The organism is Micromonospora lutea, assembly GCF_016863535.1.
Lineage (GTDB): Bacteria > Actinomycetota > Actinomycetes > Mycobacteriales > Micromonosporaceae > Micromonospora > Micromonospora lutea.
This window is the reverse complement of record NZ_BOPB01000010.1, coordinates 41,955-66,572: the sequence shown is the minus strand read 5'-3', so window position 1 is coordinate 66,572 and position 24,618 is coordinate 41,955. Positions and strand designations below refer to the sequence as shown.

The following is a 24,618-nucleotide window of genomic DNA, read 5'->3' as shown; positions in this document are numbered from 1 at the left end:
GCTTACCGCCGGATACAGTGCTAACAGCGGGGTACGCGGGTCGTACCCCGCTGTTTCGGCAACGAAAGGTAGCGCCTCCATGCGTCGTCCCCAGCTGGACATCCAGCTGAAGACTCCTGAGCAGATCGAGAAGATGCGTGCCGCCGGCCTCGTGGTCGCGGAGGCGCTTCGCCGGATGCGGGAGGCGGTGGTCCCCGGGGTGAGCACCGCCGATCTGGACGCGATCGCCGAATCGACGATCCGTGAGGCGGGAGCGGTCCCGTCGTTCAAGGGCTACCACGGGTTTCCGGCGTCGATCTGTTCCTCGGTCAACGAGCAGATCGTGCACGCCATCCCGTCACCGGAGCAGGTCCTCGCCGAGGGTGACCTGATCTCGATCGACTGCGGTGCGGTGCTCGACGGATGGCACGGCGACGCCGCGATCACGGTCGGCGTGGGCGAGGTCGATCCGGCGCTGCTGCGGATGGCCGAGGTGGCCGAGGACGCGATGTGGGCCGGGATCGCCACGGCCGCTCGTGGCGCCGCCAACGGCAAGGGCCGGCTGACCGACATCTCGCACGCCGTGGAGCGCGCGGTACGCAAGGCGGGGCGTTACGGCATCGTCGACGGCTACGGCGGCCACGGCATCGGCACCGAGATGCATCAGGACCCGCATGTGCTCAATCACGGTCGGCCGGGCAAGGGGCCGCGGTTGGTGCCCGGGCTGGCGCTGGCCATCGAGCCGATGATCACCATGGGGTCGCCGCGTACGGCGGAACTTGCCGACGGCTGGACGGTCGTCACCCGCGACGGCTCGCGTGCCGCGCACGTCGAGCACACCATGGCCCTGCTGCCGGACGGCGTGTGGGTGCTGACCGCCCACGACGGTGGTCGTGCCCGCCTGGGTGACCTGGTCACCGCGCGCCAGCCGAGCGCCACGCCGACCGTGTAGCGCGCCACGGTCGCAGTCCCGGGGGAGGACTGCGATACCGCGCCCCGACAGGGCCGACACGGCGGCATTGGCAGCGCGGTGGCATGCTTGCCGGCATGGACGCGCAGGACGCCATGCGGGCGGCGGACTCTGACCGACAGGCGGTTGCCGAACGTCTCCGGGTGGCTCTCGAGGAGGGCCGACTCGACCTGCACGAGTACGACGAGCGGTTGCAGCTGACCTATGCCTCCCGCACGTACGCCGAACTGGGTGCTCTCGTCAGTGATCTGCCGGCGCCCGCCGGTGCGGTGGTGCCGACGCCTCGTGGGCCGGCTGTCCCGGTACCGGTCGAGGCCGGTCGTGGCCTGATCGCGCGCTGGTTGGCCGAGGTCTGGGAACCCTGGCTGAGAGCGGTTGGGATCGTGTTGGCGATCTGGGCCGTCAGCTCGCTGGCGTCCGGTGAAGCGCTCTACTTCTGGCCGGGTTGGGTTGCCGGTCCGTGGGGTGCGGTGCTGCTGGTGCGTACCGTCACCGGTCTGGCCAGTGGCGAGCCCCAGCGGTGGGCAGCGGAGCGGGAGCGCCGCCGGCAGCGACGGGCGGAGAAGCGGGCGCTCAAGCGGGAGCGCAAGGCGCTCGCTCAGCAGCAGTCCGGTGACGAGGCGGGTCACGGGACGGGCGAGGGGGCTGGGTCGTCGGCGAGTGAGCCGGCGCACCGCCCCGACCGGGGCGATCTGGGCTGAACGTCCCGTTTCCTGACCCGGTTCGGGCCCGGCTGGCCGGTCGGTTTGGCGACTACGTGCAGGCGGGCGTACACTTTCTGATCGGCGCACAGCGTCCACTCCGCCATGCCCACCAGCGCTTCGGTGGGACGCGGAGCCGCGGCTGGCGCGGGAAGCCTGATCTTGGTCAAGCCCCCGTGTAAGACGTTGTGAGCCGTCCGGAGCAACCGACGTCAGGACAGCGGAGGACATGCCGAAAAAAGACGGAGCCATCGAGATCGAGGGTCGGGTCATCGAGCCCCTGCCGAACGCTATGTTCCGGGTGGAGCTCGCCAACGGCCACAAGGTGCTGGCTCACATCAGCGGCAAGATGCGGCAGCACTACATCCGTATCCTGCCGGAGGATCGGGTCGTCGTCGAGCTTTCGCCGTACGACCTGACCCGCGGACGCATCGTCTACCGCTACAAGTAAGCCTGACGACGGCCGGGAACGTCCCGTGTCCGTCTTCGATGTCCGCTGTCGCAGCACGCGACGTCGGGCCAGATGGGAAGTAAGGCAACCGTGAAGGTCAAGCCGAGCGTCAAGCGGATCTGCAACAAGTGCCAGGTGATCCGCCGGCACGGCCGGGTCATCGTCATCTGCGTCGACCCGCGCCACAAGCAGCGCCAGGGCTGAACCAGCCCACACATCACACATGCTCGTCCCAGCCGCGAGCGGTGCGCAGCGCGTACTCCATCGTGGTTGACCCCCGGTCGAAGGCCGGGGCCCGCTCGGGCAGCGATCGATCCCGGTCGCCGGCGTCGCCGACGTCGGAGGGACAGGGGCGGTCGGTAGCGGGGTGGGACGGGTCCACACCTTCGCCAGCACACCACGAGGAGTACGCCCGCACATGGCACGTCTAGTCGGCGTCGACCTCCCCCGCGAAAAGCGGATGGAGATCGCGCTCACCTACATCTTCGGCGTGGGGCGCACCCGCGCCCTGGAGACGCTCAGCGCTACTGGCATCTCGCCGGACACGCGCGTTCGGGACCTCACGGACGAGGAGCTGGTGCAGCTCCGCAACCACATCGAGGCCAACTACAAGGTTGAAGGCGACCTGCGCCGCGAGGTCGCCGCTGACATCCGCCGCAAGGTCGAGATCGGCTGCTACGCCGGCATCCGGCACCGCCGGGGCCTGCCCGTGCGTGGCCAGCGGACCAAGACCAACGCGCGGACCCGCAAGGGCCCGAAGCGGACCGTCGCCGGCAAGAAGAAGCCCGGCAAGAAGTAAATAGGAGCGCACAGACTTATGCCACCGAAGGCTCGTGCCGGAGCCGCTGTCAAGAAGGTCCGGCGCAAGGAACGTAAGAACGTCGCCCACGGGCAGGCGCACATCAAGAGCACCTTCAACAACACCATCGTCTCGATCACCGATCCGACTGGTGCCGTCATCTCCTGGGCCTCGTCCGGCCAGGTGGGCTTCAAGGGCTCCCGCAAGTCGACTCCGTTCGCCGCGCAGCTGGCCGCCGAGGCCGCCGCGCGTCGGGCCATGGAGCACGGGATGCGCAAGGTCGACGTGTTCGTCAAGGGCCCCGGCTCCGGCCGGGAGACCGCCATCCGTTCGCTGCAGGCCGTGGGCCTCGAGGTCGGGCAGATCTCCGACGTCACCCCGCAGCCGCACAACGGGTGCCGTCCGCCGAAGCGTCGTCGGGTCTGAGAGGTAGAGAGAGATGGCTCGTTACACCGGTGCCGACTGCCGCCGTTGCCGGCGGGAGAAGATGAAGCTGTTCCTCAAGGGCAGCAAGTGCGATGGTCCGAAGTGCCCGTTCGAGTCCCGGCCGTTCCCGCCCGGGCAGCACGGCCGCGGCCGCACGAAGGAGACGGAGTACCTGCTCCAGCTCCGTGAGAAGCAGAAGGCCCGCCGCGTCTACGGCGTGCTGGAGAAGCAGTTCCGTGGCTACTACGAGGAAGCCGTGGCCAAGGCGGCCAAGACCGGCGAGGTGCTGCTGCAGATCCTCGAGTCGCGGCTGGACAACGTGGTCTACCGGGCCGGCTACGCCAAGTCCCGGGACATGGCCCGTCAGCTGGTCAAGCACGGTCACTTCACGGTGAACGGCAGGAAGGTCGACATCCCGTCGTACCGCGTCAAGGAGCACGACATCATCGAGGTCCGGGGCAAGAGCAAGGAGTTGACCCCGTTCATCGTGGCCCAGGCCGAGGCCGGCTCCAAGTCCGTTCCGGCGTGGCTGGAGGCCATCCCCAGCCAGATGAAGATCCTGGTGCACTCGCTCCCGGCCCGACAGGTGATCGACACCCAGGTCCAGGAGCAGCTGATCGTCGAGCTCTACTCCAAGTAAGGGCTCGTTGCGGTGGCCCGCCCCCGGCGGGGTGGGCCACCGGAACAGTTTGTGTCGTGGACGTCATATAGCGGGCGTCCCGGAAGAGAAGAGAAGACATGCTCATCAGCCAGCGACCGACTCTCTCCGAGGAGTCGATCAACGAGACCCGGTCCCGGTTCACCATCGAGCCGCTGGAGCCGGGCTTCGGCTACACCCTGGGCAACTCGCTGCGGCGTACGCTGCTGTCGTCCATCCCGGGTGCGGCGGTCACCTCGATCAAGATCGACGGTGTGCTGCACGAGTTCACCACGATCCCCGGGGTCAAGGAGGACGTGGTCGAGCTCGTCATGAACATCAAGGAGCTCTGCGTCAGCTCCGAGCACGACGAGCCGGTCAGCATGTACCTGCGTAAGCAGGGCCCGGGCGATGTGACCGCCGGCGACATCCAGCCTCCGGCCGGTGTCTCGGTGCACAACCCGGACCTGAAGCTCGCCACCCTCAACGGCAAGGGCCGGCTCGACATGGAGCTGACCGTCGAGCGGGGGCGCGGTTACGTCACGGCGGCGCAGAACAAGCAGGCGGGTGCGGAGATCGGCCGGATCCCGGTCGACTCGATCTACTCCCCGGTGCTCAAGGTGACCTACCGCGTCGAGGCGACCCGCGTCGAGCAGCGGACGGACTTCGACCGGTTGATCATCGACGTCGAGACCAAGCCGTCGATGGGGCCGCGTACCGCTCTGGCCTCGGCCGGTTCGACGCTGGTGGAGCTGTTCGGGCTGGCCCGTGAGCTGGACGAGACCGCCGAGGGCATCGACATCGGCCCGTCGCCGCAGGACGCCCAGCTGGCGGCGGACCTCGCCCTGCCGATCGAGGAGCTGGACCTGACCGTCCGCTCCTACAACTGCCTCAAGCGCGAGGGCATCAACTCCGTTGGTGAGCTCATCGGGCGTACCGAGGCCGACCTCCTCGACATCCGTAACTTCGGTCAGAAGTCGATCGACGAGGTCAAGATGAAGCTCGCCGGGATGGGTCTCGGGCTGAAGGACTCGGCTCCGAACTTCGACCCGGCGCACGTCGTGGACGCCTTCGGCGAGGCCGACTACGACACCGACGACTACCGCGAGACCGAGCAGCTCTAGTCCGCGCTGCCGCCACACCTGAGGAGCACCAAGCATGCCCACGCCCACCAAGGGCCCCCGCCTCGGCGGCAGCCCCGCGCACGAGCGGCTGATGCTGGCCAACCTGGCCACCTCGCTGTTCCAGCACGGCAAGATCAAGACCACCGAGACCAAGGCCCGGCGGCTGCGTCCGCTCGCCGAGCAGCTGATCACCAAGGCCAAGCGGGGCGACCTCGCGTCGCGTCGGCGGGTGCTGACCGTGGTCAAGGACAAGGACGTGGTCTACGCCCTGTTCGACCAGATCGCGCCGCGGTACGCCAACCGCAACGGCGGCTACACCCGGATCGTGAAGACCGGTCCGCGCAAGGGTGACGCCGCGCCGATGGCGATCATCGAGCTGGTCGAGGAGCTTCAGGTCGCCGAGCCGAAGGCGAACAAGAAGACCGCCGGCCGCAAGGCTGCCCAGCAGGACAAGGTCGAGGCGCTGGCGCCGGCCGAGGAGGTTCCCGCTTCGGAGCAGGCCGACCAGGACGCCGAGCCGCCGCAGTCGGCTTCTGGTGACACCGCCGCTGCCCGCAAGGACAGCGACCTGGCCACCGAGGAAGGCAAGGCCTGATCCAGGCCGTCGTCGGGCCCGGCACCCCCTGGGGTGCCGGGCCCGAAGCATCTGGTGCGGTGTGTCCAGGACCGCTGGCAGTGTCGCGGCTGGGTGGACGTTCTTCTGGGAGGTACGACGTGGACGAGCGGACCCGGCTGCGGCTGGACGTCGCGTACGACGGCACGGCCTTTTCCGGCTGGGCCGCGCAGCCGGAACGGCGGACTGTCGCGGGAGTCCTGGCCGAGACGCTGGACCTGGTGCTCGGTCAGGGCGTCGCGACGGGACTGACCGTCGCCGGCCGCACCGACGCCGGGGTGCACGCCAGCGGGCAGGTTTGTCACCTGGACCTGCGCACCGACGTCTGGCGGGCGTACGAGGGGCGGCTGCTGCGCCGGCTGGCCCGCCTACTCCCGACCGATGTGCGGGTACGGGGGATGCGTGAGGTGCCGGCCACCTTCGACGCCCGATTCTCGGCGACCTTCCGCCGCTACGAGTACCGGGTGACCGATGCGCCGTGGGGGTGCGACCCGCTGCGCCGGCACGAGGTCCTGGCCTGGCCCCGGCCACTCGACCTCGACCGACTGGCCACGGCGGCGGCCGGGCTGGTGGGGGAGCACGACTTCGCCGCGTACTGCCGGCGCAAGGAGAACGCCACCACGCTGCGGGAGGTGACCAGGCTGGACTGGCGGCGCGACGGCGACGGGACACTGGTCGCCACCGTGCAGGCCGACGCGTTCTGCCAGGCGATGGTCCGCAGCCTGGTCGGCGCGATGCTGGTCGCCGGCGATGGTCGCCGTCCGGTGCAGTGGCCGGCCGACCTGCTGGCCCGTCGAGAGCGGGCCAGTGAGGTGACCGTGGCGCCGGCGCACGGGCTGACCCTGGTGGCGGTCGGCTACCCGGACGATCCGGTCGAGTACGCGCGCCGGGCCGAGGCGACCCGGCGGCTGCGGGTACCGCGATAGCGGCGGTCGGTCAGTCCTCGGTGGACTCGCCCTGGCTGCCGGTGTCGTCGGTGGGCGGCTCGGTCGGCTGGCTCGCCGTCCCGCCCTCGGCCCGCCGCTCCAGCACGCCCTGGTTGAGATGTTGTTCGAGCATGTCGAAGAGGATCTCGCGGACCGTGGTGTCACCGGAGCGGATGGTCGCGCCGTCAGTGCGGGCGACCACCGCGTAGGCGATGTAGTGGCCGCGTACCTGCCAGCCGACCCGCGCCGGGGCGGTGGCGACGACCTCGGTGCCGTCTCCCGCCGACAGGCCGCGGAAACGGCCCTGCCGCTCGTCGAGCAGCTGGCGGATCCGGTCCCGGGCTCGTTCGGCGCTGGACCGGTCGGTGAGGTTGAACAGGCCCGTGGTGACCAGGTGGTCGCCGTCCGGCGTGCGGAGGGTGGCGCGGACGACCTGGTTGCAGCCGAGTCGCACCAACAGCTCGCCGACCTCCCCGGTGGCGGCCACCGCGCAACTGGCGCTGGACTGGGTGCGTAGCACCTCATAGCCGTTCTCACCGTCACCGACGGCGAGAGTGCTGGCGGGAAAGACCTCGCGGGCGGTGAGCGGTGCCTGGTCGGTGTCCCGGGAATCGAGGTCGCTCGCCTCGGCGGGCACCGTTTCGCCGGTGGTGTCGGTCGCCGCGCTGGGCGCGGCCTGCTGACCGATCAGGGTCCGACCGTCCAGCAGGGTGGCGGCGGTGAGACCGCAGAGGGCGACCAGCACCAGCGCTGCGGCACCGCCGATCAGCAGCTGCCAGGCGCGACCGCTGTTGCGCCGCGGCGGCGGTACGACAGTGTTCGTGCCAGCCTCCGCCGCCACGCCGACCGGCGTCGGTTCGTCGGGTGTTGCCGGTGCCGGGTCGTACCGTGGTGGCGGCTCCTGCTGCGTGGTGGAGAAGGTCCCGCGCGGCGGCGTCGACGACGGCAGCATGATCTGGTTCGGCCGGGCCAGCGACGGGGTGGGGAAGCGCGACGGGGACGGGCCTGCCGGCGGCGGGACGGGCTGGGGCGAGATGCCCTCGGGCTCGTCGTCCCGGTACGGGCCGTATGCGTCCTCATCGGAGTCGTACCGATACACCATGTCGTCCAGAGTAGGGATGTTTATCCCTTTAGCAGGTATTTTGCGGAAATGCGGTGGGTGGACGTGTCGGATCCACTTCGGCCGCCGCACCTTCGACCGGATCCTGACTGGGTGCGAGAATGGCCCGCGTGACCGGGGACCACTACTTCACCGCCGAACCGGACGCGCCCGCTCGTGCGCGCGAGGTGCAGTTCACCGTCGCTGGGCGCGACTACACCCTGGTCTCGGCGTCCGGGGTCTTCTCAGCCAATCGGCTCGACCCCGGCACCACCGTGCTGTTGCGGAAGGCCGAACCGCCGGACCCCGCGACCACCGGTGCCCTGCTCGACCTCGGCTGTGGGTTCGGCCCGATCGCCTGTGTGCTGGCCACCGTCGCCCCCGCCGCGACGACCTGGGCGGTGGACGTGAACGAGCGGGCTCGGAACGTCACGGCTGAGAACGCCGCCCGGCTCGGTCTGTCCGGCCGGCTGCGGGTGGCCGCACCCGATGAGGTGCCCGCCGACCTCCGCTTCGCGCAGATCTGGTCCAACCCGCCGATCCGGGTCGGCAAGGAGGAGCTGCACCGGATGCTGCTGCGCTGGCTGCCCCGGCTCGCTCCGGATGGGGTGGCCTGGCTCGTGGTGGCCCGCCACCTGGGCGGTGACTCGTTGCAGAGTTGGCTGGTCGAGCAGGGTTGGCAGGTCGCTCGGCACGCCAGTCAGAAGGGATTTCGGGTGCTGCGCGTCACCGGCTGACCGGGTAATCGGTTGGCTGGTCGGTTCGGCTCGGGCAGGATGCCGACGTGGGATACGTGGACGTGGCGGCGGTCGGGCATGTCCTGCCGGACGGGCGGGAACTCTTCGCCGACGTGTCGTTCCGGGTTGGTGAGGGCGCCAAGGTGGCACTGGTCGGCCCGAACGGCGCGGGCAAGACGACGTTGCTGCGGATGGTCGCCGGTGACCTGCCGGTGACCACCGGCGCGATCGCGCGTACCGGCGGGCTGGGCGTCATGCGCCAGTTCATCGGCATGATCGGCGACGAGTCGACCCTCGCCGACCTGGCCCTGTCGCTCGCCCCGCCACCGCTGCGCGCCGCCGGCCACCGGCTGGCCGAGACCGAGACGGCCATGCGCGAGGCAGAGCTGCGCGGCAAGTACAGCACCGCCGCCGGCAAGGCTCAACTGGCGTACGCCGACGCGTTGGCCGCCTGGGGAGAGACCGGCGGGTACGACGCGGAGGTGCTCTTCGACACCGTCGCCACCATCGTCCTCGACCTGCCCTGGGAGACCGCCCGGCATCGCCCGGTTCGCACCCTCTCCGGTGGACAGCAGAAACGTTTCGCCCTGGAACTACTGCTGCGCGGCTCCGACGAGGTGCTGCTGCTCGACGAGCCGGACAACTTCCTCGACGTGCCCGGAAAACGTTGGTTGGAGGCGCGGCTGCGGGAGTCGGCCAAGTCGGTGCTGTACGTCTCGCACGACCGGGAACTGCTGTCGCACACCGCCGACCGGGTGGTCGCCGTGGAGGGTGGCAGCGCCTGGGTGCACCCGGGCGGCTTCGCCAGCTGGCACGCGGCGCGCCTGTCGCGGCACGACCGCCTCGACGAGCAGCGCAAACGGTGGGACGAGGAGCATCAGAAGCTGCGCGAGCTGATGCTGATGTACAAGCAGAAGGCCGCGTACAACTCCAGCATGGCCTCGCGCTACCAGGCGGCGCAGACCCGGCTGCGCAAGTTCGAGGAGGCCGGGCCGCCGCCCGTACCGCCGAAGGAGCAGGACATCCGGATGCGGCTGGCCGGTGGACGGACCGGCAAGCGCGCGCTGGTCTGCGAGCAGCTGGAACTGGACGGCCTGACCTATCCCTTCGACCTGGAGCTGTGGTACGGCGACCGTCTCGCGGTGCTCGGCGCCAACGGCACCGGCAAGTCCCACTTCCTGCGCCTGTTGGCCCGGGGCGGGACGGACCCGGACCCGGCGAACGGCCCGGTCGACGGTGCGGAGGTGCTGGCGCCGGTGGCGCACGACGGGGTGGCCCGGCTTGGTGCGCGGGTGCGTCCCGGTCACTTCTCCCAGACCCACGACCGGCCCGAGTTGATGGACCGGACACTCGTCGACATCCTGTGGCGGGGCGACGAGCACCGGGCCGGCATGGACCGACACACGGCCATGGCGGCACTGAGCCGGTACGAGCTGACCGGACAGGGCGATCAGCGCTTCGGCACCCTCTCCGGCGGGCAGCAGGCCCGCTTCCTGGTGCTGCTGCTGGAGCTGTCCGGTGCGACCATGCTGCTGCTCGACGAGCCCACCGACAACCTCGACCTGGCCTCGGCCGAGGCGCTGGAAGCCGGACTCGCCGCGTTCTCCGGCACGGTGGTGGCGGTCACCCACGACCGTTGGTTCACCCGGACCTTCGACCGGTTCCTGCTGTTCCGGGGCGACGGCGAGGTGGTCGAGACCGACGAGCCGGTGTGGGACGTGGGCTGACCACCGCATCGGCTCCTGCCGTCAGCCCTGCGACCACCCGACGGGGCGACATATGGTGATCTCGTGAGTGAGATGACCTATCGCCGGTTGGGCGACTCCGGGCTTGTGGTGTCCGTCGTGGGAATCGGCTGCAACAACTTCGGCCGCAAACTCGACCTCGACGGCACCCGCGCGGTGGTCGACGCGGCCCTCGACGCCGGGATCAACTTCTTCGACACCGCAGACATCTACGGTGAGCCGCACGGTGCGTCGGAGGAACAGCTCGGCGCGGCCCTCAAGGGCCGTCGGGACGAGGTGGTGCTGGCGACCAAGTTCGGCATGTCGATGGCCGGCGGCAACGGACGGGACTTCGGGGTACGCGGCTCGCGGCGGTACGTCATCCGGGCGGTCGAGGCGTCGCTGCGGCGGCTGGACACCGACTACATCGACCTGTATCAGTTCCACGAGCCAGATCCCGGTACCCCGATCGACGAGACGCTCGCCGCCCTGGATGATCTGGTCCGCGCCGGCAAGGTGCGCTATCTCGGCAACTCCAACTTCGCCGGCTGGCAGATCGCCGACGCCGACTGGACGGCGAAGACCCGGGGGTTCACCCGGTTCATCAGCGCGCAGAACCACTACAGCCTGCTCAACCGGGATGTCGAGATCGAGGTGCTGCCGGCCTGCGACCGGTTCGGGTTGGGCATGCTGCCGTTCTTCCCACTGGCGAACGGGCTGCTCACCGGCAAGTACAAGCGGGGTGAGGCGCCGCCCGCCGGCAGCCGCCTGGCCGGCGGCGGCCGGTACGCCCAGCGCCTCGCCGCCGCCGACTGGGACATCATCGAGGCCATCGAGGCGTACGCCGCCGAGCGCGGCGTACCCATGTTGCAGGTGGCGATCGGCGGGCTGGCGGCCCAACCCGCGGTCACCTCGGTCATCGCCGGGGCAACCACGCCCGAGCAGGTACGCGCCAACGCGGCGGCCGGTTCCTGGCAGCCCACCGACGCGGACCTCAAGGCGCTGCGCGAGGTGCTCGACCGCCGATAGCGGCGTGGCGGCGTCGACGCTGGACAACCGGCAGGGCCCGGCACGCGCGCTGCGTGCCGGGCCCTGCCGTACCGCTTGAAACCGGTCCCGACCACCCATTACCAGCCGGGTGTGCCGCGGCCGTCGGGCCCCGTCCGGTCGAGACCGGACGGGGCCCATGGATCACAGGCGACGACCGGGGGCGAGCCGGGTGGGATCCTCGCCGAGGCGACCGGCGCCCTTGACGGACTTGCCGTCGTTAGCCTTGACGCCCGCCGTGCTGGCCGTGCCGCCGAGCCGAGTGATCATGGCGTCGGCGTCCCGGACCAGGGTGTCCCGGATCTCCGCCTCGCCGACCAGCGTGGCGTCGCCGGCCAGCGTCCGGAACGCGGTGAGCTGGTTGATCGCCCGCTTGTCGTTGCCAGCCGCCTCGGCCGTACGGGCGTTGCCCAGCCGCTTCGACAACTGGTCGTACGCCTTGTTCGACAGGCGTCCGGTCACCTTGAACCGGTCCAGCAGGTTCTGCATGTCCCGGAACGAGGTGGTGACGAAGAACCGGACCGACGTGGTGGTGGCGTTACCCGCCTTGTCGGTCGCGGTCACGGTCAGCTCGTGCAGGCCCAACGGCAGCTCGTACATCGCCTGAAGCGTGCCGCTGGCGTACGGCCGGCCGTTGAGCGTGCCGACCACGGTGGCGATGCCGGAGGTCGGGTCGACCGCCTGCCAGGAGACCCGCACGTCCTGGCTGTCGCCGTAGAGCTGGCCGTCGGCGATGCCGGAGACGAGCAGGGTCGGCTTCGTGCCGTCGATGCGTACCACCGCCGACTTCAACGTCTCCACGTGGCCGAGCTTGTCGGTGGCTCGGTACAGCAACTCGTGGAGGCCGTCACCGCTGATCTCCACCGGGTCGGTGTACGGCGTCCAGTCACCGCCGTCGAGCGACCATTCCAGCAGCTCCACCCCGGAACCGGCATCGGTCGAGGTGAGCACCACCGGGATGGCGCCGTCATGCCAACCCTCGTCGTTCGCCGGAGCGAACGTCGCGGTGCTGACCGGTGCCGTGGTGTCGATCTTGACGGTTACCGTCTTGGTCTCCTCCACGTTGCCGGCCTCGTCGACGGAACGGAACCGCAGCTCGTGTTCGCCGTCCCCGGTCACCTGCACCGGGTCGGTGTAGGTGGTCCACTCGGTGGCCTCACCGAGCTGGTACTCGGTGCGGGCCACCCCGCTGCCGCCGTCGGCATCGGTGGCGGAGAGCGTGACGGTCACCGGACCGGCGTGCCAGCCGTCGACCGGCGTACCGGACACCTCGGCGGTGGTCACCGGCGCCACGGTGTCGCTCGGCACCTCCTCCGCGGAGAACCGGAAGTAGTCGAACGACGCCACCTTCGAGGCGGTCTGGTTGCCGCTGAGGGTGAACACGCCCACCTTCGGGGTCGCCCCCACGGCCGCGTTGACCAGTTCGGTCAACGCCGTCCAGGTGGTGCCGTCCGCCGAGTACGACGCGGTGAAGGTGTCACCGGCGCGCGACACCCGCAGGTACCACTCGGACGAGGTCAGGTTCTCCGCCCCCGGCTGGGGATCCTGGATCGATCCGTCGATCTCGCTGCGGAACTCGATCCGCCGGGACACCGGCTGGCCGGCCTGGTTGTCCACGACGAAGTCGAACTTGAGGTAGTTGTCGTCGTCGCCGTACACGATCAGACCCGCCTGCTGGTACTGCTCGTCCAGCAGACTGCCGTCGATCTTGGTTTCCATCGTCCAGTCGCCGGTCGGGGCGTTCTGCAGGATGAAGTTCGTCGGATCGGTGTTGTTGGTGCCGTAGATGTCACCGTTGGGCACGTCGACGTAGAGCTTCCCACCGCTGACCCGGTAGGCGCTCGGGTCCTCCCGCAGGATCGCGTTCCACCGGCACTTGTCCAGCGAGATTCCGTCGAAGTCGTCGGACGGGTCGACCGGCCCGGCCGGCTCGTCCGGCACCACCTGGAACCAGTCGAACGCGGCATCCACGACGGGGGCGTCGGTGCCACCGTTGAGGGCGAACAGGCCGATCCGCGGGTTCTCGATGCCGGCCAGCTCGGCGGAGCGCCCGACCGGGCTGTAGGTCTGCCCGTCGGCCGACATCTCCGCGGTCAGGTTGGTGCCGTCGCTGCTGATCCGCAGGTAGACGGTGTCACCCTCGGGCGCGGCGACGTTGTCGTCACTGTCGTTGCGCGGTGTGCCGGCAGTCTCCCGGAGGAACTCCACCCGCCGGCTGCCGTTGTAGAGCAGGTCGACCTTGGCGTAGTTGTCGTCGTCGCCGTAGACGATCAGACCGGCCTGCTGGTAGGTGGCCGTCACCGGGACAGTGACCTTCGTGGTCGCCTGCCAGGCACCCGTCGGCGCGGGCTGGAGCACCAGGTTTGTCGCGTCGTTGCGGCTGCCGTAGAGGTCACCGGCCTCGGTGGGAAGTCGCAGCGCGCCGTCGGAGACGGACAGGAGCTGGTTCTCCCGCACCACGCTGCTCCACCGGTCGCGGTTGAGCGTGTCGCCGTCGAAGTTGTCCGAACGTGCCCCGAGGCAGGAGGTGTTCGGCGATTCGACCCGGACGGGCACGGTGGCGTACGACCGGGCACCCCGACTGTCGGTCACCGTCAGGGTGGCGGTGAAGTTGCCGGGCGCGGCGTAGGTGTGCTCGGCGTTCAGCGTGTCGGCCGTGTCACCGTCACCGAAGTCCCACTCGTACGTCAGCGGGGTGTCGCCCTCGGGGTCGGTGGCCGTACCGCTGAACGCGACGGTGAGCGGCGCGGTGCCGGTGGTCGGCGTGGCGGTGGCGGTGACGACCGGCGGCGCGTTGTCGGTCACGCCCTTGCCGAGGAAGTCGATCCAGTTGACGTTGAACAGGCTCGCCGTGCCGCCGGCCGGGTCACGGGCGACGAAGAACAGCTTGCCGTTCGAGTCGGCCTCCGCCGGCACCTCCGCGGTGACGTCGGTGTACGCCTGCCAGTCTCCGGTGCCCGGTACGACGACGGAGGTGACCAGCGGACCGTCGGCGGCACCGGCGCGGACCTCAAGTCGGCCGCCGGAGTTGGCCGAGGCCACCCGGAACCGGATCGACTCGATGCCGGTCAGGCTCGCCGGCTCGATCGACCACCAGTCGCCGTCCTCGATGAAGCCGATGTTGTCACCACCGCCGGCGCTGTCGCCGCTGGCTTCCTTGCCCACTCCCGGGTCACCGCTGCCGACGCCGTCCGCCAGCCGGCCGGTGTTGGAGTAGTACTCGGCCTGCTTGCGCTTGGGCTGGAGGATCTCCAGGGCCCGACCGGTGAGCGGGTTGGCGTCACCGGAGCCGCCCTTGTCGGTGTAGGTCGCCTCCAGCACGGTGAACACGTTCGCCTCGGCGCCGTGCCCGGCGGCGAGCTGGGTCTGCACCACGCCCTCGCAGCCGGTGTGCTGCTCCAGCGGGTGGGCGTGTTCGTCGTGGCCGAGGAGGACCTGGAGTTCGACGTCGTCGCAGTCGATCTCGCCGTCCTCCGGGTCGGTCACCTTGATGGTGTATTTGACCTGGTCACCCCAGTCGAAGAAGCCGCCGTCCGGCGGGAACTCGATGGTGACCGTCGGTACGGTGTTGCCGACCGTGACCGGCACGTTCGCCACCGCGGTGCGCCCCTTGGGGTTGGTCACAGTGAGCTGGGCGTTGTAGTTGCCCGCCGAGGCGTACGTGTGGGTGGGGTTGGCCTCGTCAGAGGTGTCGCCGTCGCCGAACGTCCAGGCGTAGGTGAGCGCACCGCCGTCCGGGTCACGGGACCCGGCGCTGGAGAAGCTGACGGTCAGCGGTGCCGGCCCGGAGGTGGGGTCGGCGCTGGCCACCGCGATCGGGGCCCGGTCACCGGCGATGTAGTCGATCCGGTAGACGCCGGAGTTGTCGTTGTTGCCGCCGAAGCCGCTGCCCCACTCGATCATGTAGAGCGCGCCGTCGGGGCCGAACTCGAAGTCCATCGGCCGGATGAAGCTCATCCCGTCCAGCAGCCGGTTGATGTCCACCAGGGACTTGCCGTCCGAGGTGACCTGCATGGTGTACATCCGCGACTGGTTCCACTCACCGAGCAGCGCCTTGCCGTCGAAGTACGCCGGCCACTTGCGGTTGGAGTCGAGGTCGGCGTCGTACCGGTAGACCGGGCCGCCCATCGGCGCGCCGCCGCCACCGATCTCGGGGAAGAGCGGGTTGGCGGCGTAGCCGTAGTCGACGGTGGCCGCGATGGCCGGCGGCAGGTTGGTCAGGCCGGTGTTGTTGGGCGAGTCGTTGACCAGGTTCGCGCAGTCGAACTTGGCGCCGCTCGGCCCGGACGGGAACTGGTAGTCGTTGTACGCCTTGTTGGCGCCGTGGCAGTACGGCCAGCCGAAGTTGCCGGGCCGGTCGACGATGTTCCACTCGACCAGGCCCTCCGGGCCCCGGTTCGGGTTGGCGGAGTTGGCGTCCGGCCCGTAGTCGGCCACGTAGAGCACGTTCGTGGCGAGGTCGATGCCGATCCGGAACGGGTTCCGGAAGCCCATCGCGTAGATCTCAGGACGGGTCTTCTCGGTGCCCGGCGGGAACAGGTTGCCCTCCGGGATGGTGTACGTCCCGTCGTCCTCCGGGTGGATCCGGATCACCTTGCCGCGCAGGTCGTTGGTGTTGCCGGAGCTGCGCTGCGCGTCGTAGTCGGCGCGGCCGGGCCGCTCGTCGATCGGGGTGTACGCGTCCGACGAGAACGGATTGGTGTTGTCTCCGGTGGCCAGGTAGAGGTTGCCGGCCGAGTCGAAGACCATCGTCCCGCCCGCGTGGCAGCAGGTGTTGCGCTGCGTGTCGACCCGCAGCACCTGCTGCTCGCTCGCCGGGTCGATCGTGTCGCCGGAGACGGTGAACCGGGACAGCAGGTTACGCGCGATCCCGTCGTTCGGGGCGTAGTAGAGGTACACCCAGTTGTTGGTGGCGAAGTTCGGGTCGAGCCGGATGCCGATCAGGCCGTCCTCGTTGCCGGTGAAGACGTCGAGGTCGATGGCGGTGACGGTGTTGCCGGTGTCCGGTTTGATGATCTGGACCCGGCCGTCGCGCTCGATGTAGAAGACCCGGCCGTCGGGGGCGATGTCCAGCTCCATCGGGTTGCTGGTGTTGCTGTCCAGCGTCACCTTCTCGAAGCTGGCGGTCAGCGACGCCCCACAGTCGGCTCCCTCGCTCCCGGCTGCGGTGCGGATGCCGCCGAGCAGATGGGTGCGGAAGTTCGGTTCGGCGTACGACTCGTGGGTGTGGCCGCCGCCGGTGTACCAGGCGCGACCGCCGTCGTAGTCCTGGCACCAGGCGATCGGGTGGTCATGCCCCATCGCGCCCGAACCCGGGTTGTAGCTGTTCTCGTCGAGGGTGGCCAGCACGTGCACCGCGCCACGCGGGTTGGTGCGGTAGTTGTACCACTCGTCGAACCGGGACCAGCGTTCCGGCAGGTGGGCGGTGGAGGGGTGCGCCGGATCCTCGACCTTGACGGTGGCCGTCTGGTTGGCCGGGTGGCTGTTGAAGTACGCACCGACCAGTTCGCCGTACCAGGCCCAGTTGTACTCGGTGTCGGAGGCGGCGTGGATGCCGGCGTAGCCGCCACCGGCCTGGATGTAGCGTTCGAACGCGGCCTGCTGGTCGGTGTTGAGCACGTCACCGGTGGTGGAGAGCCAGATCACCGCCTGGTAGCGGGCGAGGTTGGCATCGGTGAAGGCGGCGCCGTCCTCGGTGGTGTCGACGGTGAAACCGTGCTCCGCACCGAGTTGCTGGATGGTGGCGATGCCGGTGGGGATGGAGTCGTGGCGGAAACCGGCGGTCTTGGAGAAGACCAGGACCGCGAAGTCGTCGGCCGCGGCTGCGGGCTGGACCTGCTGGACGGGTGCGCGCTGCGCCATGGTCTCGGTGCTCGGCGCGGCCTGGGCGGCAGGAACGCCGACAAGGCCGGTCGCGGCGAGGCCGAGGGTGAGTAGCGCGGCGGTGATGGGTACGCGGGCACGGGGTGTTCGGAGCACTCCGGTCTCCTCTGTCCTTGTTGGACGTGAGTCGCGGGGGCCGGCTCGCCGAAGACCGTCCCAGGTGGAGCTGGTCCGGCCACCGTGCCGAATGGTGTCCGTCCCAGCATTATGTCGAGTCGCTAAACAATTTATTTCGGTTAAAACGATTTATGGCAAGGCTTCGATGTATAACGTTTCAGTAAATACGGGCGACATTCCCGTACAGTCCGTCCAAAGCGCCGCGAGCGCCGGCCCGCACCTCCGGCGGAGGTACGGGCCGGCGATGTCGACCAACTACCCGGGCGTGAGCCGGAAGTAGTCGAACGCGGCCGTCTTCGAGGCGGTCTGGTTGCCACCGAGAGTGAACAGACCCACCTTCGGAGTCGTCCCGACCGCGGTGCTCGTCAACGTCCCCAGGGTCGTCCAACTCGTGCCGTCGGCCGAGTACGCGGCGGTGAAGGTGCTTCCGCTACGCGACACCCGCAGGTGCCAGATCCCCTGGGTCAGGCCGGTCGCCTGCGGCTGCGTACTTTGCACCGTTCCGCCGATCTCGCTGCGGAACTCGATCCGCCGCGAGACCGTCTGACCGGCCGCGTTGTCCGTCACGTAGTCGAACTTCAGGTAGTTGTCGTCGTCGGCGTACACCAGCAGACCCGCCTGCTGGTACTGCTCGTTGAACAGACTGCCGTCGACCCGGGTCTGCATCGTCCAGTTCCCGGCCGGGCTGTTCTGCAGGATGAAGTTCGTCGGCCCGGTGTTGCCGGTGCCGTAGATGTCACCGTTCGGCACGTCGATGCGCAACGAGCCGTCGGTCACCCGGTACCGGGTCGAATCCTCCCGCACGATGGCGTTCCACCGGCACTTCTCCAGGCTGCCGCCGGTGAACTCGTCCGACGGTGCGACGACTGCCGTGGTGACCTCCGGGGTGACCCGGAACCAGTCGAACGCGGCGTTCACCACCGGCGCGGTGGTGCCGCCGTTGAGGGCGAAGAGGCCGATCCGGGGGTTGGTGATCCCGGCCAGCGTGGCGGACCGGCCGACCGGGGTGAAGGTCTGCCCGTCGGTCGAGTAGGCGGCGGTCAGATTCGTCCCGTCGCTGGTCAGTCGCAGATGGATGGTGTCACCGGTGGGAGCTGCCGTGGAATCCGTGCTCTCGTTGCGCGGCGTCCCGGCGCTCTCCCTGATGAACTCCACCCGGCGGCTGCCACCGTAGAGCAGGTCCAGCTTGGCGTAGTTGTCGTCGTCGCCGTAGAGGATCAGACCGGCCTGCTGGTAGTCGGCCCGGGCCGCCAGGGTGACCCGGGTGGTCGCCTGCCAGGCCCCGCCGGGCGCGGGCTGGAGCACCAGGTTGGTGGCGTCGTTGCGGGTGCCGTACAGGTCACCCGCCGAGGTGAGCAGTCGCAGCGAACCCTCGGAGACCGAGTACGACTGGTCCTCCCGTACCACGCTCGTCCACCGCTGGCGATCCAACGCGCTGCCGGTGAACTCGTCGGACCGCTGCGGCCCCTGCTCGGCCTGGCAGGGGTTGTCCGCCCCGTCGACCCGGATCTGCACGCTGGCCTGCCCCCGGGCACCCCGACTGTCGGTGACCGTCAGGGTCGCGGTGTAGCTGCCCGGCGTGGTGTACGTGTGGGTGGCGTTGAGCGTGGTCGCGGTGGCACCGTCACCGAAGTCCCAGGCGTACGTCAGGGGCGTGTCCCCGTCCGGGTCAGTAGCCGTACCGGTGAAGGTCACGGCCAGTGGTGCGGTCCCGCTGGTCGGGGTGGCCGTGGCGGTGACCGTCGGTGGGGCGTTGCCGCTCACCCCGGGGCCGACGAAGTCCATCCAGTTGACGTTGAACAGGGTGCCGGAGCCCCGGTTCGGGTCGCGGGCGACGAAGAAGAGCTTGCCCTCTGCGGCGGCGCCGTTCGGTATCTGCGCGGTGACGTCGGTGTACGTCTGCCACCCCCCGGTGCCGGCCACGGTGGCGGTGGTGATCAGTGGCCCGTCGGCGGCTCCGGCGCGGACCTCGATCCGGCCACCGGACGTGGCCGAGGCGACCCGGAACCGGACCGAGGTGATGCCGGTCAGGCTGGCCGGATCGACCGACCACCAGTCGCCGTCCTCGATGAAGCTGATGTTCTGCCCGCCGCCGGCGGTGTCCCCGGTGGTCTCTCGCTGCACCCCGGCGGTGCCACCTCCGGTGGCGCCCGCCACCCGGCCGGTGGCCGAGAAGTACTCGGCCTCCTTGCGCTTGGGCTGAAGGATCTTCAACGCCCGGCCGGTCTGCGGCTCGGCCCCGTCGGCTCCGCCCCGGTCGGTGTAGGTCGCCTCCAGCACGGTGAAGACGTTGGCGTCCGCTCCGTGGCCGTCGGCGAGTTGGGTCTGCACCGTGCCGGTGCAGCCGGTGTGCCGTTCCAGCGGGTGGGCGTGCTCGTCGTGGCCGAGGAGGACCTGGAGTTCGACGTCGTCGCAGTCGATCGTGCCGTCCTCCGGGTCGGTCACCTTGATGGTGTAGGCGACCTGGTCACCCCAGGCGAAGAAGCCGCCGTCCGGCGGGAACTCGATGGTGACGGTCGGTGCGGTGTTGCCGACGGTGATCGGCACGTTCGCGACCGCGGTCCGTCCCGCCGGGTTGGTGACCCGGAGCTGTGCCGTGTAGCTGCCGGACCGGGCGTACGTGTGGGTCGGGTTGGCCTGGGTGGAGGTGCCGCCGTCGCCGAACGTCCAGGCGTAGGTGAGCGCTCCGCCGTCGGGGTCGCGGGAGCCGGCGCTGGAGAAGGTGACGGCGAGCGGTGGCGCTCCGGAGGTCGGGTTCGCCGAGGCGACCGCGACCGGGGCGCGGGCACCGGCGGTGTAGTCGATCCGGTAGACCCCGGAGTTGTCGTTGTCGCCGCCGAAGCCGCTGCCCCACTCGATCAGGTACAACGCGCCGTCGGGGCCGAACTCCATGTCCATCGGCCGGACGAAGGTCATCTGGTCGAGGATCCGGTTGATGTCGACGAGTGTCTTGCCGTCCCGGCTGACCTGCATGGTGTACATCCGCGACTGGTTCCACTCGCCGAAGATCGACTTGCCGTCGAAGTACGCCGGCCACTGGCGACTGGAGGAGATGTTCGGGTCGTACCGGTAGACCGGACCGGCCATGGGCGCTCCACCGCCGCCGATCTCCGGGAAGCGGCTGTTGCCGCCGTAGCCGTAGTCGACTGTGGCCGGGATGGCCGCCGGCAGGTTGGTCAGGCCGGTGTTGTTGGGGGAGTTGTTCACCGGCGCGGCGCAGTCGAACTTCGCCCCGCTCGGGCCGGACGGGAACTGGTAGTCGTTGTACGCCTGGTTGTTGCCGTGGCAGTACGGCCAGCCGAAGTTGCCGGGCCGGTCGACGATGTTCCACTCGACCAGGCCCTCCGGGCCCCGGTTGGCATTGGCGGTGGTGGCGTCCGGGCCGTAGTCGGCGACGTAGAGCACGTTGGTGACCGGGTCGATGCCGATCCGGAACGGGTTGCGCAGGCCCATCGCGTAGATCTCCGGCCGGGTCCGCGCGGTGCCCGGGGCGAACAGGTTCCCGCTCGGGATGGTGTACGTTCCGTCGGCCTGCGGCCGGATCCGGAGCACCTTCCCACGCAGGTCGTTGGTGTTGCCGGCGGTGCGCTGCGAGTCGTAGTCCGCCCGCCCGGAGCGCTCGTCCAACGGGCTGTACCCGCTGGACTCGAAGGGGTTGGTGTTGTCCCCGGTGGCCAGGTAGAGGTTGCCGGCCGAGTCGAAGGTCATCGTCCCGCCCATGTGGCAGCAGGTGTTGCGCTGCGTGGGCACCTCCAGGACCACCCGCTCGCTCGACGTGCTGATCGTGTCACCGGTGACGGTGAACCGGGACAGGTAGTTGCGGGAGCCGCCCGCGCTCGGGGCGTAGTAGAGCCATATCCACCCGTTGCTGGCGAAGTTGGGGTCGAGCCGGATGCCGAGCAGCCCGTCCTCGTTGCCCGCGAAGACGCTCAGCCGCAGCGCGGTGACCGTCTGGCCGGTGTCCGGCTTGATGATCTGCACCCGGCCGTCGCGCTCGATGTAGAAGACCCGGCCGTCGGGCGCGATGTCCAACTCCATCGGGTTGCTGGTGTTGCTGTCCAGCGTCACCTTCTCGAAGCTGGCGGCCCGTCCGGCGCCACAGTCGGCGTGTACCACCCCGGCGGCGGTCTGGATGCCACCGAGCAGGTGCTGCCGGAACTCGGCGTTGGTGAAGGACTCCTGGGTGTGTCCGCCGCCGGTGTACCAGGACCGGCCACCGTCGAAGTTCTGGCACCAGGCGATCGGGTGGTCGTGGCCCATCGCCCCGCTGCCCGGGCTGTAGCTGCGTTCGTCGAGCGAGGCCAGCACCTGCACCTGACGGGCGCGGGGGTTGGTGCGGAAGTTGTACCACTCGTCGAAACGGGACCACCGGTCCGGCAGGTGCCGGGTCGACTCGTGGGTGGTGTCCTCGACCTTCACGGTGGCCGTCTGGTTGGCCGGGTGGCTGTTGAAGTAGGCACCGACCAACTGGCCGTACCAGGCCCAGTCGTACTCGGTGTCGGACGAGGCGTGCACGCCGACGTATCCGCCACCGGCACGGATGTAGCGCTCGAACGCCGCCTGCTGGCTGGCGTTGAGCACGTCACCGGTGGTCGACAACCAGATGACCGCCTTGAACCTGGCGAGGTTGGTGTCGGTGAAGGCGGCACCGTCCTCGGTGGTGGTGACGGTGAACCCGTTCGCCGTGCCGAGCTGCTGGATCGCACTGATGCCGGCCGGGATCGAGTCGTGTCGGAATCCGGCGGTCTTGGAGAAGACCAGGACGGAGTACGGCTCCGCCGCCGCGGCGACGGGGACGGCGGTCCTGGCGGCCTGGGCAGCGGCGGGGCCGCCGATCGGGGCCGGTGCGGCGGTCAGGACGAGTAAGAGGGCGAGTAGCGCCACGGTCAATGGGGCGAGCGGGGCTCGCCGCCGACGGTGTCGGGGCACGAAGATCTCCTCTGTCGATGGGACGGGTCGGAGTGGACGGCGGTGGTCACTCCGTCGGTCCGAGCGCCCATACCTGAGCGAGGTCTGGGTGGCGACAAGCCGATCCGATCATTCAATTTGTGTTCGTGAATTAAGTTCGAGCAAGGCGAACCCTTGTAACGTTTCAGTAACGAGCCGTTACCTTATTGGTGCGAGTCACTGCATATCGGTGCCATTTTTCGATCACCGAAACGCTGTGACTCGGCCCGGCAGGGTGTCGCGAGCCGGCATGACAGGGCTGTCTTCGCCCCGGCCGGCAGTGTGGGACGGGCTTGGCGGAGCCGGCGAAACGTCGTACGGTGACACCCAACGAACCCACGGGAGCCCGGTGCACCGGGCTGAGAGGGGGGCTGTGAGCCCCCGACCGTCGAACCTGATCCGGGTAATGCCGGCGCAGGGAGGAGTGTTGCCGTGCCGTCCCTGGGACGACTGCATCTGATCACCGACACCCGGCCCGGGCGGGACCCGCTCGCCGTGCTGCGTGCCGTACTGCCGGTGGCCCGCACCCAGCTGGTGGTGCAGGTCCGCGTCGAGGACACCGCGACCGACCGGCAGGCGTACGAGCTGGCCCGAGAGGTGTTGGCGCTCTGCGCGCCGTACGAGGTGCCCTGCCTGGTCAACGACCGCCTGCACGTGGCGCTGGCCACCGGTGCCGCCGGCGGTCACGTGGGTGCGGACGACCTGCCGGTGGCGGCGGCCCGGCAGGTGCTCGGCCCGGCTGCCGTGCTGGGTGCCACCGCGCGGGAACCGGCAACCGCGCTCGCGGCGGTCACCGCCGGGGCGAGCTACCTGGGCGTGGGGCCGTGCCGGGCCACCACCACCAAGGACGGGCTGCCGCCGCCGATCGGTGTGGCCGGCGTACGGGCGGTGGCCGGGGCGGTCGCCGTGCCGGTGATCGCCATCGGTGGGGTGACGGCGGCGGACGTGCCGCCGTTGCGGGCCGCCGGGGCGTACGGGGTGGCGGTGGTCGGTGCGCTCTCCGCAGCCGCCGATCCCGCCCGCGCCGCCGAGGAGCTGCTCCGGGGGCTTTCGTGTTAGGAAGGGGCCCTTCCTCTACCGGAGGCGTTAACAAGGTGCCCTTCCTTGCTCCGGATGTGGCGGTGGTGGGGGCGGGTCCGGTAGGGCTGGCGATCGCCTGGCGGTGTGCCGCCCGCGGGTTGCGGGTGGTCGTGCACGACCCGACGCCCGGGTCAGGTGCCTCGCACGTGGCCGCCGGAATGCTGGCGCCGGTCGCCGAGGCGTACTTCGGCGAGCAGGAGCTGACCGGTCTGCTCACCGAGTCGGCCGGCCGCTGGCCCGAGTTCGCCGTCGAACTGACCGAGGCGGCCGGTACCGACATCGGCTACCGGACCGAGGGCACGCTGGTGGTCGGGCTCACCGCCGACGACCTCGCGGAGGCACGCCGGCTCTGGGCGTACCAGCAGGGTCTGGGGTTACCGGTGACGCCGCTGCGCCCGTCACAGCTACGCGAGCGTGAGCCGGCGCTGGCACCCCGGGTGCGTGGCGGCGCACTCGCCGCCACCGACCATCAGGTCGATCCGCGCCGGCTGGTGCCGGCGCTGCGGCTGGCGGCGGAGCGGGCCGGAGCGGTGCTGGTCACCGAGCCGGTGCGCCGACTGTCCGACGTCACCGCCGGCGTGACGGTGGTCGCCGCCGGTTGCGGGGTCGCGGCACTGACCGGCCTGCCGGTCCGTCCGGTGAAGGGGCAGGTGCTGCGGCTGCGTGCGCCCGATGGCGCGCCGCCAGGCTTTCGGCACGTGATCCGGGGGTACGCCGACGGCGAGCAGGTCTACCTGGTGCCGCGGCACAGCGGCGAGGTGGTCGTCGGCGCGACCGTCGAGGAGCGCTCCGACCTGGATGTCTCCGCCGGAGCGGTGCTGCGACTGCTCCGGGCCGCCGTCGACCTGCTGCCCGAGATCGCCGAGTACGACCTGGTGGAGACCTCGGCAGGGCTGCGTCCGGGCACGCCGGACAACGCCCCGATGTTGGGCCCGTTGCCGGGGCACCCGGACGTGCTGGTCGCCGCCGGTCACCATCGGCACGGCATCGTGCTCACCCCGGTCACCGCAGACCTGATCACCGATCTGATCTGTGGAGGCGGCAGTTCTCCGCCGCTGCTCGCGCCGTTCCGACCGGAGCGGTTCGCCAACCTGCCGGGCGTCGTGGCTGCGACCGCTGTCGGCAACACCTTCCAGCCATCGACGGAGGTCGACTCGTGGAACTGACGGTTAACGGTGCCGGGCGCAGCCTGCCGGACGGGTTGACGGTGGCCGATCTGGTCCGCGACGTCACCGGCCAGCAGCGGGGCGTGGCAGTGGCGGTCAACGGCGAGGTGGTGCCGCGTACCGGCTGGCCGGCGACGGTGCTCCGTGGCGGTGACCGGGTCGAGGTGCTCAGCGCCGCCCAGGGCGGGTGAC

Annotated in this window: 19 protein-coding genes and 1 riboswitch; of the genes, 16 read left to right on the top strand and 3 right to left on the bottom strand. The window is 70.0% G+C overall.

Annotated elements, in window-relative coordinates; all coding sequences use genetic code 11:
- Positions 1–79: 79 nt before the first annotated feature.
- From map to truA, 10 genes are all read left to right on the top strand, one after another.
- Positions 80–931 carry a type I methionyl aminopeptidase gene (gene map, locus Vlu01_RS10680; RefSeq protein ID WP_203997215.1) on the top strand — a complete coding sequence of 284 codons (852 nt, stop codon included), beginning with the start codon at positions 80–82 and terminating at the stop codon, positions 929–931.
- Between the two features lie 113 nt (positions 932–1,044).
- A complete protein-coding gene (locus tag Vlu01_RS10675; RefSeq protein WP_203997447.1) occupies positions 1,045–1,650 on the top strand; it encodes a DUF1707 SHOCT-like domain-containing protein in 606 nt (201 codons plus the stop codon).
- Positions 1,651–1,879: 229 nt separating this feature from the next.
- Positions 1,880–2,101 (top strand): translation initiation factor IF-1, encoded by a 222-nt coding sequence (gene infA, locus Vlu01_RS10670; protein WP_007073013.1) that lies wholly within the window; start codon positions 1,880–1,882, stop codon positions 2,099–2,101.
- Positions 2,102–2,191: 90 nt separating this feature from the next.
- Positions 2,192–2,305: a 50S ribosomal protein L36 gene (gene rpmJ, locus Vlu01_RS10665; protein ID WP_203997444.1), complete on the top strand. Its 114-nt coding sequence runs from the start codon at positions 2,192–2,194 to the stop codon at positions 2,303–2,305.
- Between the two features lie 214 nt (positions 2,306–2,519).
- Positions 2,520–2,900 (top strand): 30S ribosomal protein S13, encoded by a 381-nt coding sequence (gene rpsM, locus Vlu01_RS10660; protein WP_203997213.1) that lies wholly within the window; start codon positions 2,520–2,522, stop codon positions 2,898–2,900.
- Between the two features lie 18 nt (positions 2,901–2,918).
- Entirely contained in the window at positions 2,919–3,326 is a 408-nt protein-coding gene (gene rpsK / locus Vlu01_RS10655) for a 30S ribosomal protein S11 (RefSeq protein WP_013288613.1), read from the top strand.
- A 13-nt stretch (positions 3,327–3,339) separates the two neighbouring features.
- Positions 3,340–3,966: a 30S ribosomal protein S4 gene (gene rpsD / locus Vlu01_RS10650; protein WP_203997206.1), complete on the top strand. Its 627-nt coding sequence runs from the start codon at positions 3,340–3,342 to the stop codon at positions 3,964–3,966.
- Positions 3,967–4,064: 98 nt separating this feature from the next.
- Positions 4,065–5,087, top strand: coding sequence for a DNA-directed RNA polymerase subunit alpha (locus Vlu01_RS10645; RefSeq protein WP_013735931.1), 1,023 nt, complete (start codon positions 4,065–4,067; stop codon positions 5,085–5,087).
- A 34-nt stretch (positions 5,088–5,121) separates the two neighbouring features.
- Positions 5,122–5,682 (top strand): 50S ribosomal protein L17, encoded by a 561-nt coding sequence (gene rplQ / locus Vlu01_RS10640; RefSeq protein ID WP_203997203.1) that lies wholly within the window; start codon positions 5,122–5,124, stop codon positions 5,680–5,682.
- 119 nt (positions 5,683–5,801) lie between these two features.
- Positions 5,802–6,626: a tRNA pseudouridine(38-40) synthase TruA gene (truA, locus tag Vlu01_RS10635; RefSeq protein ID WP_203997202.1), complete on the top strand. Its 825-nt coding sequence runs from the start codon at positions 5,802–5,804 to the stop codon at positions 6,624–6,626.
- Positions 6,627–6,636: 10 nt separating this feature from the next.
- Here the strand turns inward: truA and Vlu01_RS10630 are convergent, their stop codons facing one another.
- Positions 6,637–7,728, bottom strand: coding sequence for a hypothetical protein (locus tag Vlu01_RS10630; RefSeq protein WP_203997201.1), 1,092 nt, complete (start codon positions 7,726–7,728; stop codon positions 6,637–6,639).
- 128 nt (positions 7,729–7,856) lie between these two features.
- On the opposite strand from Vlu01_RS10630, the gene Vlu01_RS10625 reads away from it, so the two are divergent.
- From Vlu01_RS10625 to Vlu01_RS10615, 3 genes are all read left to right on the top strand, one after another.
- Complete coding sequence (locus Vlu01_RS10625) at positions 7,857–8,462, top strand: class I SAM-dependent methyltransferase (protein WP_203997200.1); 606 nt, start codon at positions 7,857–7,859, stop codon at positions 8,460–8,462.
- A 47-nt stretch (positions 8,463–8,509) separates the two neighbouring features.
- Complete coding sequence (locus Vlu01_RS10620; protein ID WP_203997199.1) at positions 8,510–10,189, top strand: ABC-F family ATP-binding cassette domain-containing protein; 1,680 nt, start codon at positions 8,510–8,512, stop codon at positions 10,187–10,189.
- A 72-nt stretch (positions 10,190–10,261) separates the two neighbouring features.
- On the top strand, positions 10,262–11,215 hold the full coding sequence (locus tag Vlu01_RS10615) for an aldo/keto reductase (RefSeq protein ID WP_203997441.1): 954 nt from the start codon (positions 10,262–10,264) through the stop codon (positions 11,213–11,215).
- Between the two features lie 162 nt (positions 11,216–11,377).
- On the opposite strand, the gene Vlu01_RS10610 is transcribed toward Vlu01_RS10615, so the two are convergent.
- The gene (locus tag Vlu01_RS10610; RefSeq protein WP_203997197.1) at positions 11,378–17,212 is read right to left on the bottom strand and encodes a ThuA domain-containing protein; all 5,835 of its coding nucleotides are present in this window, start codon (positions 17,210–17,212) and stop codon (positions 11,378–11,380) included.
- 276 nt (positions 17,213–17,488) lie between these two features.
- The gene (locus Vlu01_RS10605) at positions 17,489–22,162 is read right to left on the bottom strand and encodes a ThuA domain-containing protein (RefSeq protein WP_203997195.1); all 4,674 of its coding nucleotides are present in this window, start codon (positions 22,160–22,162) and stop codon (positions 17,489–17,491) included.
- 346 nt (positions 22,163–22,508) lie between these two features.
- Positions 22,509–22,618, top strand: a riboswitch (TPP riboswitch).
- Here Vlu01_RS10605 and thiE point away from each other — a divergent pair.
- The 3 genes from thiE to thiS all read left to right on the top strand — a co-directional run bounded on the left by thiE (position 22,613) and on the right by thiS (position 24,617).
- Positions 22,613–23,239, top strand: a complete 627-nt coding sequence (gene thiE, locus Vlu01_RS10600) for a thiamine phosphate synthase (RefSeq protein ID WP_203997188.1) — start codon at positions 22,613–22,615, stop codon at positions 23,237–23,239. (Overlaps the previous riboswitch by 6 nt.)
- A complete protein-coding gene (gene thiO / locus Vlu01_RS10595; protein ID WP_203997187.1) occupies positions 23,233–24,426 on the top strand; it encodes a glycine oxidase ThiO in 1,194 nt (397 codons plus the stop codon). The genes thiE and thiO overlap by 7 nt, the downstream gene beginning before the upstream one ends.
- Entirely contained in the window at positions 24,417–24,617 is a 201-nt protein-coding gene (gene thiS, locus Vlu01_RS10590; RefSeq protein WP_099849631.1) for a sulfur carrier protein ThiS, read from the top strand. The genes thiO and thiS overlap by 10 nt, the downstream gene beginning before the upstream one ends.
- Position 24,618 lies beyond the last annotated feature (1 nt).